This is a genomic window from Vibrio sp., from assembly GCF_048266485.1.
Taxonomy (GTDB): domain Bacteria; phylum Pseudomonadota; class Gammaproteobacteria; order Enterobacterales; family Vibrionaceae; genus Vibrio.
The window spans coordinates 136430-149923 of the sequence record NZ_JBLWZK010000009.1 but is presented as its reverse complement, the minus strand read 5'-3'; the positions used below and the strand labels follow the sequence as shown (position 1 = coordinate 149923).

Below are 13494 nucleotides of genomic sequence, written 5' to 3'. Positions count from 1 at the left end.
TTACCGTCTTTTACTTCAACAGTACCGTTGAAACGACCGTGAGTTGAATCGTACTTAAGCATGTATGCCATGTACTCAACATCGATAAGATCGTTGATGCCAACAACTTCGATGTTGTCACGCTCAACAGAAGCACGGAAAACGAAACGTCCAATACGGCCAAAACCGTTAATACCTACTTTGATAGTCATTGTAGTTGCTCCACAACTTAATTTCAGATTAAAGATAACTGGTAGTAAAATTACAGAAGCCAGTTACATCCTGCAAGGCATAATCGGTGTTTACTTGTTCAAAGTCAAAAAAAAGAGTTACTTTCTTTCTGAATTTAGCTAAATCGATTAATTCATGCCCAGTCTGTATGTTTCTGATTCCATTGCCACCAATTTGGAAACATTGAGACTATGAACCATAGTTTCCCGTGATTCAAGTCACTATTTTAAACTGTGGGAAAGTATGTGCCACATTATAGGTAATTGGCAAGTTTTTGTTCAAAACAATCAATGATAAAGTAGTGTAATAATTTTGCTTTAATGATGATTGACTTTGTAGTGGATAATAATGAGGACCTTGTGAAAAAGACGGATAAAGAATGGAAAACTTCTCTAACAGAAGAACAATATAGAGTATGTCGTCTTGGGGGGACGGAAGCGCCATATTCAGGTACTTTACTTCATAATAAAGAAACAGGCACTTACCAATGTACTTGCTGCCAGGCGGATTTATTTGCCTCAGATGATAAATTTGATTCTGGTTGTGGTTGGCCAAGTTTTGACAAACCGATTTCAAAAACCGCAATTAAATATTTAGATGATCACAGCCACGGAATGATTCGTACTGAAATTCGTTGTGCTCAATGTGATAGTCACTTAGGACATGTGTTTTTAGATGGGCCTCAAGAAACCACGGGGCAACGTTTTTGTGTTAATTCGGTATCGTTGATATTTAACCGTTAGAGCGAACGTTTACATTACTTGTGTGAAGCTCATTAGTTAAGCGAAGGCACTGATATGTTGTCGCTTTAATTCGAAAGGAATAAGAATATGAATGTTGAACAACTGCTTAATGCGATGACACCCGAAGTGTTCGAGCGTTTAAATTATGCGATAGAGACCGGGCGTTGGTTAGATGGTACACCCATAACCAAAGAACAGCGTGATTCATGTATGCAAGCGGTGATGTTGTATCAGTCAAAGCATAATCATGATGCTCAACATATGTCGGTGGCGGCTGGCGGTGAAGTGACGTTTAAATCAAAATCAGAACTTAAAAAGCAATTTATAGAAACGGAAGCTGATATTTTACGAGTGAAGGTGGATAATTAGTTCCTAGTTCCTAGTTCCTAGTTCCTAGTTCCTAGTTCCTAGTTCCTAGTTCCTAGTTCCTAGTTCCTAGAAGGAGCATGTTCGTGGCTCGTATCTCGATAAAGCGTTTTCTTGTCCGAGCTACGAGATCCCGTTTTTTACTCGTTTCTAGGACATTAAGCTTTTAAGACGGTATAAGGCATCCAATGCTTCCCTTGGGCTCATATCATCGGGATTAATTAAAGTTAATGCTTGTTCCACTTCGCTGATTTCAGGAATTAAACTTAACTGCTGCTCAACGGTTTGATTGTGCATATTGGCAGTAGATTGAGTTGAATTGCTTTGTTCTGCTTTTTGGTGACCAAGTGATTCTAATTGTTGTAGTTTCGCTTTAGCTTGTTTAATCACTGATTTTGGCACACCAGCTAAACTGGCTACCGCAAGCCCATAAGATTTACTTGCGGCACCTTCTTGAACGGCGTGCATAAAGGCAATGCTATCACCATGTTCAATGGCATCTAAATGTACATTTGCAAGATGAGCGATTTGGTTCGGCAGTTCGGTTAATTCAAAGTAATGCGTGGCAAATAACGTCATGGCATTAATTTTTGTGGCTAGCCAATCGGCACTGGCCCACGCTAATGACAGACCATCATAAGTACTCGTCCCGCGACCAATTTCATCCATCAGTACTAAGCTGTTTTTAGTTGCGTTATGTAAGATATTGGCAGTTTCGGTCATTTCTACCATGAAGGTTGAACGACCAGATGCCAGATCATCTTGTGCACCAATTCGAGTAAATATACGATCAATCAAGCCTATGGTCGCCGCTTCCGCTGGCACATAGCTACCAATATGTGCCAATAAAGCAATCAATGCAGTTTGACGCATATAAGTCGATTTACCCCCCATATTGGGACCGGTAATGATCAGCATTTGGCGCTTTTCATTTAGATCTACTGGGTTGGCAATAAATGGCACATCCAATACTTGTTCAACCACCGGATGGCGACCAGCATCAATATGTAGTTCAGCGTTATTGCTTAATGTTGGACGGCAGTAGTTGAGTGAATCAGCACGTTCTGCGAGATTTTGTAATACGTCTAATTGAGATAAAGAGTCTGACAGTTCTTGCAAACGCTCTAAATGCGGCATTAATAAATCAAAGAGTTCTTCCCATAAACGTTTCTCTAATGCTAGTGCCTTTGATTTTGAATTAAGCACTTTATCTTCATGCTCTTTCAATTCAGGTATAATGTAACGTTCAGCATTCTTTAAAGTCTGGCGACGAACATAATGAGGCGGTACTAAGTGGCTTTGCCCACGACTCACTTGAATGAAGAAACCATGCACATTGTTATAGCCAACTTTTAAGCTATCGATACCGTGACGTTCGCGTTCTTCAGCTTCCATCTTGTCGAGGTATTCCGTTGCACCATCGGCTAAGTTACGTAGTTCATCTAATTCTGCATGATAACCTTCCGCCAATACACCGCCATCACGGATCACGACTGGTGGATTGTCTTTGATAGCACGTTCAAGCAGTGAACAAATATCGTCCATCGGTAAGCAAGCTTTCGCCAGTTTTTGTAGGTGATGGTGCTGGAAGCTTTGCGTAATACTGCTTAATTCAGGCAATTGTTGCATGGCATTACGTAAGCGAGCTAAATCACGTGGACGAGCCGAACGTAGCGCTAAACGTGCTAAAATACGTTCAATATCGCCAATGCTTTTTAGACTAGGGTGCAGTTCAGCAAAGTAAGCATTGTCTTTAATTTCACTAATAGCATCAAGGCGTTGATTCAGCATGTCGTTGTTACGCATTGGCTGATGCAACCAACGTTTGAACATGCGACTACCCATTGGCGTGGCGGTTTTATCGAGTACTTCCGCTAGCGTATTATCGGTGCCGCCGGCTAAATTGTGGGTGATTTCTAAGTTACGGCGAGTAGCTGCATCTAAGATCACTGAATCATCTTGGCGATCAAACGTTAAAGAACGAATATGTGGTAAAGCAGTGCGCTGAGTATCTTTTACATACTGAATGAGACATCCGGCAGCGCATAAACCAAGCTTGGCATTTTCAACGCCAAAACCAACTAGGTCTTTGGTGCCAAATTGCATATTAAGCTGTTGCTTAGCGGTATTGAGTTCAAATTCCCAAATCGGGCGGCGACGTTGACCTTTTGATTTTTCAAGCAAAGACATCGCTTGTAAATCTTCTGGATATAACAACTCTTTTGGCGAGGTTCGTTGCAGTTCTGCTTGCATCGCTTCTAGGGTTTCGGGTTCGCACAATTGAAAGCGGCCAGAGGTCATATCTAACGTGGCATAACCAAATTTCTCATCTTGCTGGTAAATGGCGGCAACTAGGTTATCAATACGCTCAGGTAGTAGTGCTTCATCGGTCACCGTTCCCGGGGTGACTATACGGACTACCTTACGCTCAACTGGGCCCTTGCTGGTGGCAGGGTCGCCAACTTGTTCACAAATGGCCACTGATTCACCAAGCTGAACTAATTTGGCTAGGTAGCCTTCGACAGCGTGAAAAGGAACACCAGCCATTGGAATCGGTTCGCCAGCAGAAGCACCACGCTTAGTTAATGAAATATCCAATAACTGCGAAGCGCGTTTGGCATCATCGTAGAATAATTCATAGAAATCGCCCATACGGTAAAACAGTAAAATATCTGGATTTTCTGCTTTTAAACGCAAGTACTGCTGCATCATTGGAGTATGAGTTTCTGATTTGGCCACGCTTACCACCCGAGGTTGTGTTGAAAAATATTAATATACCCAAGTAACTTCAAGATGCGAGTTTCAGCAAGAATAAAACAAGCTTTAGGCAAGGCAAATTGAACATGATCATAGTTATTCTATCTCTGTTCAATTTAACGCAGCATAAAGCTTGTTTTAACTTGCCCTTCGGGAGCTTCATCCAAACCTCTTCTTTTTATAAGAGATAGGCTGCGTCAGATTGGTTTGACAGGTGCTTACATTCCTTCGCCAATCTTCCTTGCCTAAAGGTCTGGATGATAGCTCTGAATTCTGCATCTTGAAGTCACTTGGGTATATAGCCCGACATGATATTTTTCATACCAGTAGAAAGCAATGAAAATGGCCCAGTTCATATTGAAGTGGGCCATTTTTAATACGGGATTAAATTCAATATTGTCGATTTAATCGTTCATTTAAGTTAATGCGGGTTCTGTTCGTTTAGCATTAAGTAGAATAATCACCGCGACAATAGCAAAACAAATTAAGCGATAAATATCGCCCGTAAATAAGATCCCTAGAGCAAGAATTAGTAGTAAACCACGCTCGACTACATTTAGTGGTTTAACTAGGCGCCCCTCGATTCCACCTGCAAAGGCAAAGATAAGACCTAATGTAGTGAGCACGCCAATAAAGAAGTGAGTCAGTTCACCATCAAGCCAAATTAAGCCGGAGAAAGCCATCATGGCTGGAATAATGAAGAAGCCTTGTGCCAGTTTAAATGCTTGAATGGCAGACTTCATTGGTGAAGCTCCTGCAATCCCTGCTCCCGCAAAAGCAGCTAACGCAATAGGAGGAGTGACATTAGAGGTTTGAGATAGCCAGAACACAATCATGTGTGCGGTTAATAACCCTAAACCAAAATCATTGAGCGCCGGTACCGCCATCACAGACAACACGATATAGGCAGCGGTGACTGGAAGCCCCATACCTAAGATCACTGCAGCAATTGCAATTAAACCTAGTGCAGACCACAAGTAGCCGCCAGATAATGCAATTAAGAATTGAGTAAATTGCAAGCCTATTCCCGTTTGACCAACTACGCCAACAACAATACCCGCAGTGGCACAGGCAATTGAAATCGGTACTGCCGAGATCGCGCCTTCTTTTAGTCCTTGTAAAAATACAGAGAAAGTAATACGACTATGTTTTCTTAACATCGCTGCCACTAAAATCGCAGCACATCCTGCAATACCAACCAATACAGGCGAGTAGCTCATCAATAACAAGGTCGTAATGAAGACCAATGGCACTAAGAAATGCCAGCCATTTTTCATTACCACCCCGATTTTATCTGTTACGCTCATGCCTTGTAGGCCAAGTTTGCAAGCCATTAAATGCACATAGAGTAAGGTGCTTGCAAAGTAGAGAATCGCAGGAGCAATCGACACTAGTAAAATGTCGCTGTAAGGAATGCCAGTAAATTGTGCCATCACAAAAGCGCCGGCCCCCATTACTGGTGGCATTATTTGCCCTCCGGTTGACGCCGCGGCTTCTATGCCTGCCGCTTGTTCTGGTTTGTAGCCGAGCTTTTTCATCATAGGAATGGTTAAAGCGCCGGTTGTCACAGTGTTGGCAATGGCTGAACCAGAAATTGATCCTAGCGCAGCAGAAGCTAAAACACTTGCCTTGGCTGGACCGCCACGGTATTTACCTGCAATCGCAAACGCGGCATCAATGAAAAATTGCCCAGCGCCAGTTACTTGTAAAAATGCGCCAAATAACACAAACATAAACACTACCCCGGCGGCAATCGCGAGTGGAGCACCGAATACACCGTTGGTAGAGAAAATATGAAAACGGATCACTTCTTCAAGTGAGAAACCTTTACTGGCAACACCAGCTGGTAGGGCATAGCCAAAGAAAGCGTAGGCTAAAAATAACCCTGCAATAAACACCATGACAAAGCCTACGGTGCGGCGAGTCGCTTCTAATAGTGCGACGATTAAAATCACGCCCGCAAGTTGGTCGATAGGCTGTAAGCCATCCAATAAAAAACCGATGTCATCGTAATCAAAAATACTGATTTGATAAGTGGCCCAGCAAGTTGCCACAATCAATACAATATCAATCAGGCGTGAGCATAAATAAAGCCCAATTGGCTTATTTTCTGGTTTGAGTAATGGGTAGAGTAAGAAAGCTAAAGTTAAGATCCAAGCTAAATGGATAGGTCGAAAAATAGGGGCGGATAAAGTGGGTTGTAGACCTTGCCATACTTGAAAAACAGATAAGCCAACAGCGACCGCCGCAGCAAAATAGACAAAACCATCAGTGACGGTTTGACTAAGCGGTTTGGATTGTGTCATTTCAAACTCCGTATGAAAAAACCAGATTCATTATTGAAACGTTTAAGGGGAAAGCGGCAACAGTCATATTGCCGCTTTAATGGATAAAGAAAGTTATTTCTTCATTTGTTCATCAAGGTATTGTTGTGCACCAGGGTGTAGCGCAATGCCTGATAGTTTGTTCATATTCTCAAGCGTCGTGAACTTGGTTACTCCAACCACTTGGCGAATTTTCTTCATGTTATCAAATGCTACTTTAGTCATTTCATAGGCTTGCTCTTTTGGCATCTTCTTATTGACGACTAGGACATTCCATACCGCGGGTGTGGTAAATGCTGGTACGTTTTTATAAGTTTCAGCCGGTGCTTCTAATGGTTGGTAAGATGGATTGGCAGCAACGATCTTTTTCATGTCATCTTCGCTAAAAGACAAAATACGAATATCGCGAGTCAGGGCTAATTCGGTAATCGCACCAACACCTAAACTGCCTACGATCACGCCTGCATCAATTTGGCCATTAGCGAGCGCATTGGTTGTCGCAGTGTAGTTAAGTGATTGAGGTTTTACGTCACTTTCATTAATGCCTAGAGTACTTAAAATATTGACCGCACTAACACGCGTACCTGAACCTGGTGCGCCTAGAGAAATACGCTTCCCTTTTAGGTCGGCAATGGAGTGGATATCAGAGTTAGCTGGTACCATAAACTGAACCGCGTTTGGATAAAGTGCAAATAGAACCGATACATCCATCTTTCTAGGGAATGGTTTTACTCCCTCATTAGCTTGCAGAACCACGTTACCTTGCGCAATACCAATTAGTTGTTTACCTGTTGCAACCTTGATTGTGTTTTCAACTGATGCAGCGGTCACTTCGGCGCGCATATCAAAATCATCAATATTCTCACTCCAGATTTTGGCTAAAATGCCGCCAAGTGGGTAATATGTACCGCTCTGGCTACCGGTTCCTATCGTATAGCTAGCTGCAAAAACGGGGATTGAAACCGCAAGTGATACGGCGACTAAGGTCTGTTTAGCAAATTTCTTTAACATGGTCACTTCCCTTTCTCGTTATAAGGTAAATCTAGATAACAACGGATTGAGTATAGAGTGAAATTTATTGTGAAAGAGTTGTTAAATTATCTAGGTGTGATTTCTAACAATGAATTACAACGAAAAGTTAAGTAACGTCACAAAAATGAATGACAAATAGAAGAGAGCAGAGCATGAATTTATCGGAATTACATATTCTTAGTAAACGAGTTGGCATTAAACTAAAGCAACAATCGCAAGTATTAGTGACCGCTGAATCATGCACCGGTGGTGGAATTGCGGCGGCAATCACCGATGCGTCAGGCAGTTCAGCTTGGTTTGACCGTGCATTTGTCACTTACAGTAATGAAGCTAAAATGGAAATGTTGGGTGTTGCTGAGACGACTTTGCTCGAGCATGGCGCAGTTAGCGAACAAACAGTAAAAGAGATGGTACTTGGCGCTTTGCAATATTCAATAGGGTCATTTGCAATATCCGTCAGTGGTATAGCTGGACCTTCTGGTGGTAGCGATGAAAAGCCAGTTGGTACAGTTTGCTTTGGGTGGGCAAATTCACAAGGTGATCTCGACATCGAAACTATGTATTTTAGTGGTAACCGTGAAGAAGTGAGGTTACAAGCTTGCTGGCATGCATTAGAACACTTAGAAGATATGTTAGACAAAACGGAATAAATTGGCTGAAAAAAATTTAAAAGTAAAAAAATTATACCCAGGTGTGGACACTGTACAAACAAACAGTATAATGAACCCATCTTTACAAGAACAAATTTAACGCATCTGATAGGTGGAATTAGAATGGACGAGAACAAACAAAAAGCTCTAGCGGCGGCACTTGGCCAAATCGAAAAACAATTTGGTAAAGGCTCAATTATGAAATTGGGTGACAACCGCACGATGGACGTAGAAACTATTTCTACAGGTTCTCTTGCTTTGGATATCGCATTGGGTGCGGGTGGTTTACCCATGGGACGTATCGTAGAAGTATACGGTCCTGAAAGTTCAGGTAAAACAACATTAACATTAGAATTAATTGCGGCAGCGCAACGTTCAGGAAAAACCTGTGCATTCGTTGATGCGGAGCACGCGTTAGATCCAATTTACGCGAAAAAATTAGGCGTAAATATTGATGAGTTACTCGTTTCTCAGCCTGATACAGGCGAGCAAGCACTTGAAATTTGTGATGCGTTAGCTCGTTCTGGTGCAATTGATGTGTTAGTTGTCGATTCGGTTGCTGCTTTAACACCGAAAGCGGAAATTGAAGGAGAAATGGGCGATAGCCACATGGGCCTTCAAGCGCGTATGCTTTCTCAAGCAATGCGTAAATTGACTGGTAACCTAAAACAATCTAACTGTATGTGTATATTCATCAACCAAATCCGTATGAAGATTGGTGTGATGTTTGGTTCACCAGAAACCACAACGGGTGGTAACGCGCTGAAATTCTACGCATCTGTTCGTCTTGATATTCGCCGTACAGGTGCTATCAAAGATGGTGACGAAGTAGTCGGTAACGAAACGCGTATTAAAGTGGTTAAGAACAAGATTGCGGCACCGTTTAAACAAGCTGAAACACAAATTCTTTATGGTAAAGGCTTTAACCGTGAAGGTGAGCTAATCGACCTAGGTGTGAAGAACAAACTGGTTGAGAAAGCTGGCGCATGGTACAGCTACCAAGGCGATAAAATTGGCCAAGGTAAAGCAAACTCTTGTAACTACTTACGTGAACATCCAGAGATTGCACAAGAAATCGATACTAAGCTTCGTGAAATGCTACTAGCACCAGTTGTGGCTGAAGATGAAGTAGTAGAAGCTGCTGAAGTTGAATCTGGTGATGAGTTTTAATTTACCGATTTAACCATAGATATAAATTGAGCCCTGCGAATTGCGTAGGGCTTTTTGCTATATACCTTTGCTACAAAGACCCTAGTTTTTAATTTAGATGGTTTCCATGTACCGAAAAAAGATGAAACTTTCTGCCCGAGAAGTCGCCGTGCAATTGCTTAGCCGACGAGATCATGGAGAGTTTGAATTAAAGCAAAAGCTAACTGTAAAAGAATTTGAAGATCAAGAAATTAATCAAGCACTAGAGTATTGTATCTCTAATGGTTGGATGGATGACCTGCGTTATGCAAAAAGCCAAGTAAGACAGCATGTTTACAAAGGTCATGGTAAGCGTCGAATTCAACAAGAGTTATCAATGAAGCAAGTTGCCGATCATATTATTGAACAAGCGTTTGATGAAGAGCCGCAAGATTGGTTTGAATTAGCAAAAGAAACCGCGCAAAAAAAGTTTAAAGGAAAAAAAGCCATTGACCAAAAAGCTTACGCGAAACAGATCCGTTTTTTGCAATATCGTGGCTTTGATTTTGACCAAATACAATATGCTTTATCGAGTTTTGAGGATGAAGATTAATCGCTTAAACCGACGTAATACTCTCAAATAATCAATAAGCTCCTACAGTAACTTGTTTTACTAACGACTCGTCATCCATTACAATAGCCGACAATTATACCTCGAATATTTCCGGAAGAATTGCATGTACATGAGCACAGATGAGGTACGCCGCGCGTTCCTATCGTTCTTTGAAAGCAAAGGACACCAAATTGTTGATAGTTCTTCATTAGTTCCTGCTAATGATCCAACCTTGCTATTTACCAATGCAGGGATGAACCAATTTAAAGATTGTTTTCTAGGTGCTGAAAAACGCAACTATACTCGTGCGACTACCGCCCAACGCTGTGTACGTGCTGGTGGTAAGCATAATGATTTAGAAAATGTTGGTTTCACCGCGCGTCACCACACTTTTTTTGAAATGCTAGGTAACTTCAGTTTTGGTGACTATTTCAAGCATGATGCGATTGCTTATGCGTGGGAATTCTTAACCGAAGTATTGCAACTTCCGAAAGAAAAATTATTGGTTACTGTTTATGAAACCGATGATGAAGCGTTTGATATTTGGAATAAAGACATTGGTATTCCAGCGGAGCGAATCGTACGAATTGGTGATAAGAAGGGCGGTAAAGCTTACGAGTCAGATAATTTCTGGCAAATGGGTGACACGGGTCCTTGTGGTCCTTGTACCGAAATTTTCTATGATCACGGTGAACATATTTGGGGGGGACGTCCGGGGACACCTGAAGAAGACGGTGACCGTTTTATCGAGATTTGGAATAACGTATTCATGCAATTTAACCGCCATGCTGACGGTACAATGGAACCCCTTCCTAAGCCGTCTGTTGATACTGGCATGGGTATTGAACGTATCTCTGCCATTATGCAAGGTGTGCACTCAAACTATGAAATCGACGTATTCCAAACGCTGATTAAAGCAGCAGCGGAAGTGATCGGTACTGAAGATTTAGATAATCAATCACTGCGTGTAGTGGCGGATCATATTCGTTCATGTTCATTCTTGATCGTTGACGGCATAATGCCGTCAAATGAAGGTCGTGGTTATGTACTTCGCCGTATTATTCGTCGTGCAGTACGTCACGGTAACAAGCTTGGCGCTCAAGGTACCTTCTTCTACAAACTAGTGGGCCAATTGGCAGAAGTCATGGGAACCGCGGGTGATGAGCTGAAAAAACAGCAGCCTGTGGTTGAAAAAGTATTGCGTATCGAAGAAGAAAATTTTGCCCGTACTCTTGACCGTGGTATGACAATCTTAAATGAAGCGATTGACGCAATGGACTCACAACAAGGTGAGAAAGTGCTTGATGGTGAAACGGTATTTAAACTTTACGATACTTACGGCTTTCCAGCAGATTTAACGAATGATGTCGCACGTGAACGTAATGTATCAATTGATGAAGATGGTTTTGAAAAAGCGATGGAAGCTCAGCGTCAACGTGCGCGTGAAGCGGGGCAATTTGGTACCGATTACAACAAAGCTATTAAAACGGATGCAGACACAGACTTCTGTGGTTATACGGGCGTAACCGGCGAAAGCTCAATTAGTGAGATTTTCGTTGAAGGTGAAGCGGTTGATAGTATCAGCGCAGGTACTGAAGCGATCATTATTTTGGCTGAGACACCTTTCTATGCAGAATCAGGTGGCCAATGTGGTGATGCGGGTACCTTGAAAACCGATTCAGGTTTATTTGAAGTTCAAGATACTCAAAAACTGGGGAATGCAATCGCGCATCACGGTAAATTACTTGAAGGTGTGATGGCGAAATCGGATAAGGCTATTGCTCAAGTTGATGCAGAGCGCCGCAGTGCTATTACTTTAAACCACTCAGCAACTCACTTGTTACATGCAGCACTACGTAAAGTGCTGGGCGAGCACGTGACACAAAAAGGTTCTTTAGTACGATCAGAAAACCTACGTTTTGACTTCTCACACCTTGAAGCGGTAACTGTGGCAGAATTGCGTGAAGTAGAGCGTCTAGTGAATCAACAAGTACGTCGTAACCATGTTGTTGAAACCAATATCATGGATATTGAGTCTGCTAAACAAAAAGGCGCAATGGCCTTGTTTGGTGAGAAGTACGATGATGAAGTGCGCGTATTATCAATGGGAGACTTTTCAACCGAACTTTGTGGTGGCATTCATGCTTCACATACCGGTGATATTGGTTTATTCAAAATTACATCGGAAAGTGGTATTGCTGCAGGTATTCGTCGTATTGAAGCGGTAACTGGAGAAGCCGCACTGGATGCGATTGAAGCAAAAAATAGTCAATATGAGCAGACAATTTCTGAAAACCAAGCTAAAGCGAAGCAGTTAGAAAAAGAAATTCAACAACTTAAAGACAAGTTAGCTTCACAAGCGGGCGCAAGCTTAATTAATCAAGTCAAGGAAATTGCAGGCATTAAGGTATTGATCAGCCAACTAGATGATGCTGATAACAAAGCACTACGTGGTATGGTTGATGAGCTTAAAAACCAAATTGGCAGTGGTATTATCTTATTAGGTAATGTAACTGATGATAAAGTTGGTTTAATTGCTGGTGTGACGAAAGATTTAACTGGCCAAGTTAAAGCGGGTGAATTAGTTAACTTTGTTGCTCAACAAGTTGGTGGTAAAGGTGGTGGCCGTCCTGATATGGCACAAGCGGGCGGTACAGATGCCGCTGCACTGCCTGGTGCGATGAGCGCTGCTGAAGCTTGGATCACTGAAAAGCTTTAATCTATAAACAAGTTATATACCCTAGTGACTTGGACATAAATGTAAGGCGACGATAATACGTCGCCTTTTTATTGTTTTATAACAACACAGAAACATAACTACGGTAGCTTAAATAGGTTACACTTAGATATATACTGAATTAAAATTTCGGTGGGATCATAAAATTGCGATTTAATGGTCGCTAAGCCATTAATTTTAATTGATTGTGTAAATGGAATGATCGTCAATATAGGTTTACGTATTCTTAACTTGCTAGAGTGAGGCATTTGACAACCATTGACATCAAATTACTTAAAAAACATGTTTTCTCATGAAGTTTATTTACCTAGCTATGACTTTTCATGGATAATGGCATGATTGAAATAATAAATAGAGATTACTCAAGGAGTAGACAATGCTAATTTTGACTCGCCGGGTTGGTGAAACTTTGATGATTGGTGATGAAGTCACCGTGACCGTTCTTGGTGTGAAGGGGAATCAGGTACGTATTGGCGTGAATGCACCAAAAGAAGTATCTGTTCACCGTGAAGAGATTTATATGCGAATTCAAGCAGAAAAAGGTACGGCTTCTGCACCATCTGGTAATTTTTAATTTGCGTTGTATCCGATAAGGTCAGTATTGCTGACCTTTGTTTTTTATAAGTATCGTTAAAAAACAAGAAATAGGTCATATTTTATCGGATTTGATTGAATACTATCCTATTGAACAGTTTTTCGGTTTTTTTGCCAAGAAAGTGTTTGACATATTTTGGGTAAAACGTAATATGTGCCTCCGCAAGACGGTGAGGTGGCCGAGAGGCCGAAGGCGCTCCCCTGCTAAGGGAGTATGCGGTTTGTAGCCGCATCGAGGGTTCGAATCCCTCCCTCACCGCCATTTGTTCGTTGATGAAAATTTTGGCTTAGCAACTAAAACATCTTCCCAACATGCTCTTTTAGAGATCAAATCATTGCG

Annotated in this window: 11 protein-coding genes and 1 tRNA gene; 8 read left to right on the top strand and 4 right to left on the bottom strand. The window is 41.8% G+C overall.

Going from position 1 to position 13494, the window contains the following annotated elements; genetic code table 11:
• The coding region (locus tag ACN0T8_RS11780; RefSeq protein ID WP_417880811.1) for a glyceraldehyde 3-phosphate dehydrogenase NAD-binding domain-containing protein at positions 1–191 on the bottom strand (191 nt) is incomplete at its 3' end.
• Between the two features lie 378 nt (positions 192–569).
• On the opposite strand from ACN0T8_RS11780, the gene msrB reads away from it, so the two are divergent.
• Both msrB and ACN0T8_RS11770 read left to right on the top strand, forming a co-directional pair.
• Entirely contained in the window at positions 570–953 is a 384-nt protein-coding gene (gene msrB / locus ACN0T8_RS11775) for a peptide-methionine (R)-S-oxide reductase MsrB (protein ID WP_394607706.1), read from the top strand.
• Between the two features lie 87 nt (positions 954–1040).
• The gene (locus tag ACN0T8_RS11770; RefSeq protein ID WP_089139052.1) at positions 1041–1322 is read left to right on the top strand and encodes a YeaC family protein; all 282 of its coding nucleotides are present in this window, start codon (positions 1041–1043) and stop codon (positions 1320–1322) included.
• A 147-nt stretch (positions 1323–1469) separates the two neighbouring features.
• Here the strand turns inward: ACN0T8_RS11770 and mutS are convergent, their stop codons facing one another.
• From mutS to ACN0T8_RS11755, 3 genes are all read right to left on the bottom strand, one after another.
• Entirely contained in the window at positions 1470–4031 is a 2562-nt protein-coding gene (mutS, locus tag ACN0T8_RS11765; RefSeq protein WP_417880817.1) for a DNA mismatch repair protein MutS, read from the bottom strand.
• Positions 4032–4492: 461 nt separating this feature from the next.
• Complete coding sequence (locus tag ACN0T8_RS11760) at positions 4493–6382, bottom strand: TRAP transporter permease (protein WP_417880810.1); 1890 nt, start codon at positions 6380–6382, stop codon at positions 4493–4495.
• A 93-nt stretch (positions 6383–6475) separates the two neighbouring features.
• Entirely contained in the window at positions 6476–7411 is a 936-nt protein-coding gene (locus ACN0T8_RS11755) for a TAXI family TRAP transporter solute-binding subunit (protein ID WP_417880809.1), read from the bottom strand.
• Between the two features lie 173 nt (positions 7412–7584).
• On the opposite strand from ACN0T8_RS11755, the gene pncC reads away from it, so the two are divergent.
• From pncC to ACN0T8_RS11725, 6 genes are all read left to right on the top strand, one after another.
• A complete protein-coding gene (gene pncC / locus ACN0T8_RS11750) occupies positions 7585–8082 on the top strand; it encodes a nicotinamide-nucleotide amidase (RefSeq protein WP_417880808.1) in 498 nt (165 codons plus the stop codon).
• Positions 8083–8205: 123 nt separating this feature from the next.
• Positions 8206–9252, top strand: coding sequence for a recombinase RecA (gene recA / locus ACN0T8_RS11745; RefSeq protein ID WP_417880807.1), 1047 nt, complete (start codon positions 8206–8208; stop codon positions 9250–9252).
• A 106-nt stretch (positions 9253–9358) separates the two neighbouring features.
• Complete coding sequence (gene recX, locus ACN0T8_RS11740) at positions 9359–9823, top strand: recombination regulator RecX (protein ID WP_417880806.1); 465 nt, start codon at positions 9359–9361, stop codon at positions 9821–9823.
• Between the two features lie 124 nt (positions 9824–9947).
• A complete protein-coding gene (gene alaS / locus ACN0T8_RS11735; protein ID WP_417880805.1) occupies positions 9948–12542 on the top strand; it encodes an alanine--tRNA ligase in 2595 nt (864 codons plus the stop codon).
• Between the two features lie 394 nt (positions 12543–12936).
• Positions 12937–13134: a carbon storage regulator CsrA gene (gene csrA, locus ACN0T8_RS11730; protein ID WP_417880804.1), complete on the top strand. Its 198-nt coding sequence runs from the start codon at positions 12937–12939 to the stop codon at positions 13132–13134.
• A gap of 189 nt (positions 13135–13323) precedes the next feature.
• Positions 13324–13416: transfer RNA gene (locus ACN0T8_RS11725), tRNA-Ser, on the top strand.
• Positions 13417–13494: the final 78 nt, after the last annotated feature.

Bases quoted from the DNA above. Each gene is read 5' to 3' on its own strand.
- ACN0T8_RS11755 (WP_417880809.1), bottom strand. From the start codon at position 7,411: ATGTTAAAGAAATTTGCTAAACAGACCTTAGTCGCCGTATCACTTGCG.
- recX (WP_417880806.1), top strand. From the start codon at position 9,359: ATGTACCGAAAAAAGATGAAACTTTCTGCCCGAGAAGTCGCCGTGCAA.
- alaS (WP_417880805.1), top strand. From the start codon at position 9,948: ATGTACATGAGCACAGATGAGGTACGCCGCGCGTTCCTATCGTTCTTT.
- csrA (WP_417880804.1), top strand. From the start codon at position 12,937: ATGCTAATTTTGACTCGCCGGGTTGGTGAAACTTTGATGATTGGTGAT.
- ACN0T8_RS11760 (WP_417880810.1), bottom strand. From the start codon at position 6,382: ATGACACAATCCAAACCGCTTAGTCAAACCGTCACTGATGGTTTTGTC.
- pncC (WP_417880808.1), top strand. From the start codon at position 7,585: ATGAATTTATCGGAATTACATATTCTTAGTAAACGAGTTGGCATTAAA.
- mutS (WP_417880817.1), bottom strand. From the start codon at position 4,031: ATGATGCAGCAGTACTTGCGTTTAAAAGCAGAAAATCCAGATATTTTA.
- recA (WP_417880807.1), top strand. From the start codon at position 8,206: ATGGACGAGAACAAACAAAAAGCTCTAGCGGCGGCACTTGGCCAAATC.
- ACN0T8_RS11770 (WP_089139052.1), top strand. From the start codon at position 1,041: ATGAATGTTGAACAACTGCTTAATGCGATGACACCCGAAGTGTTCGAG.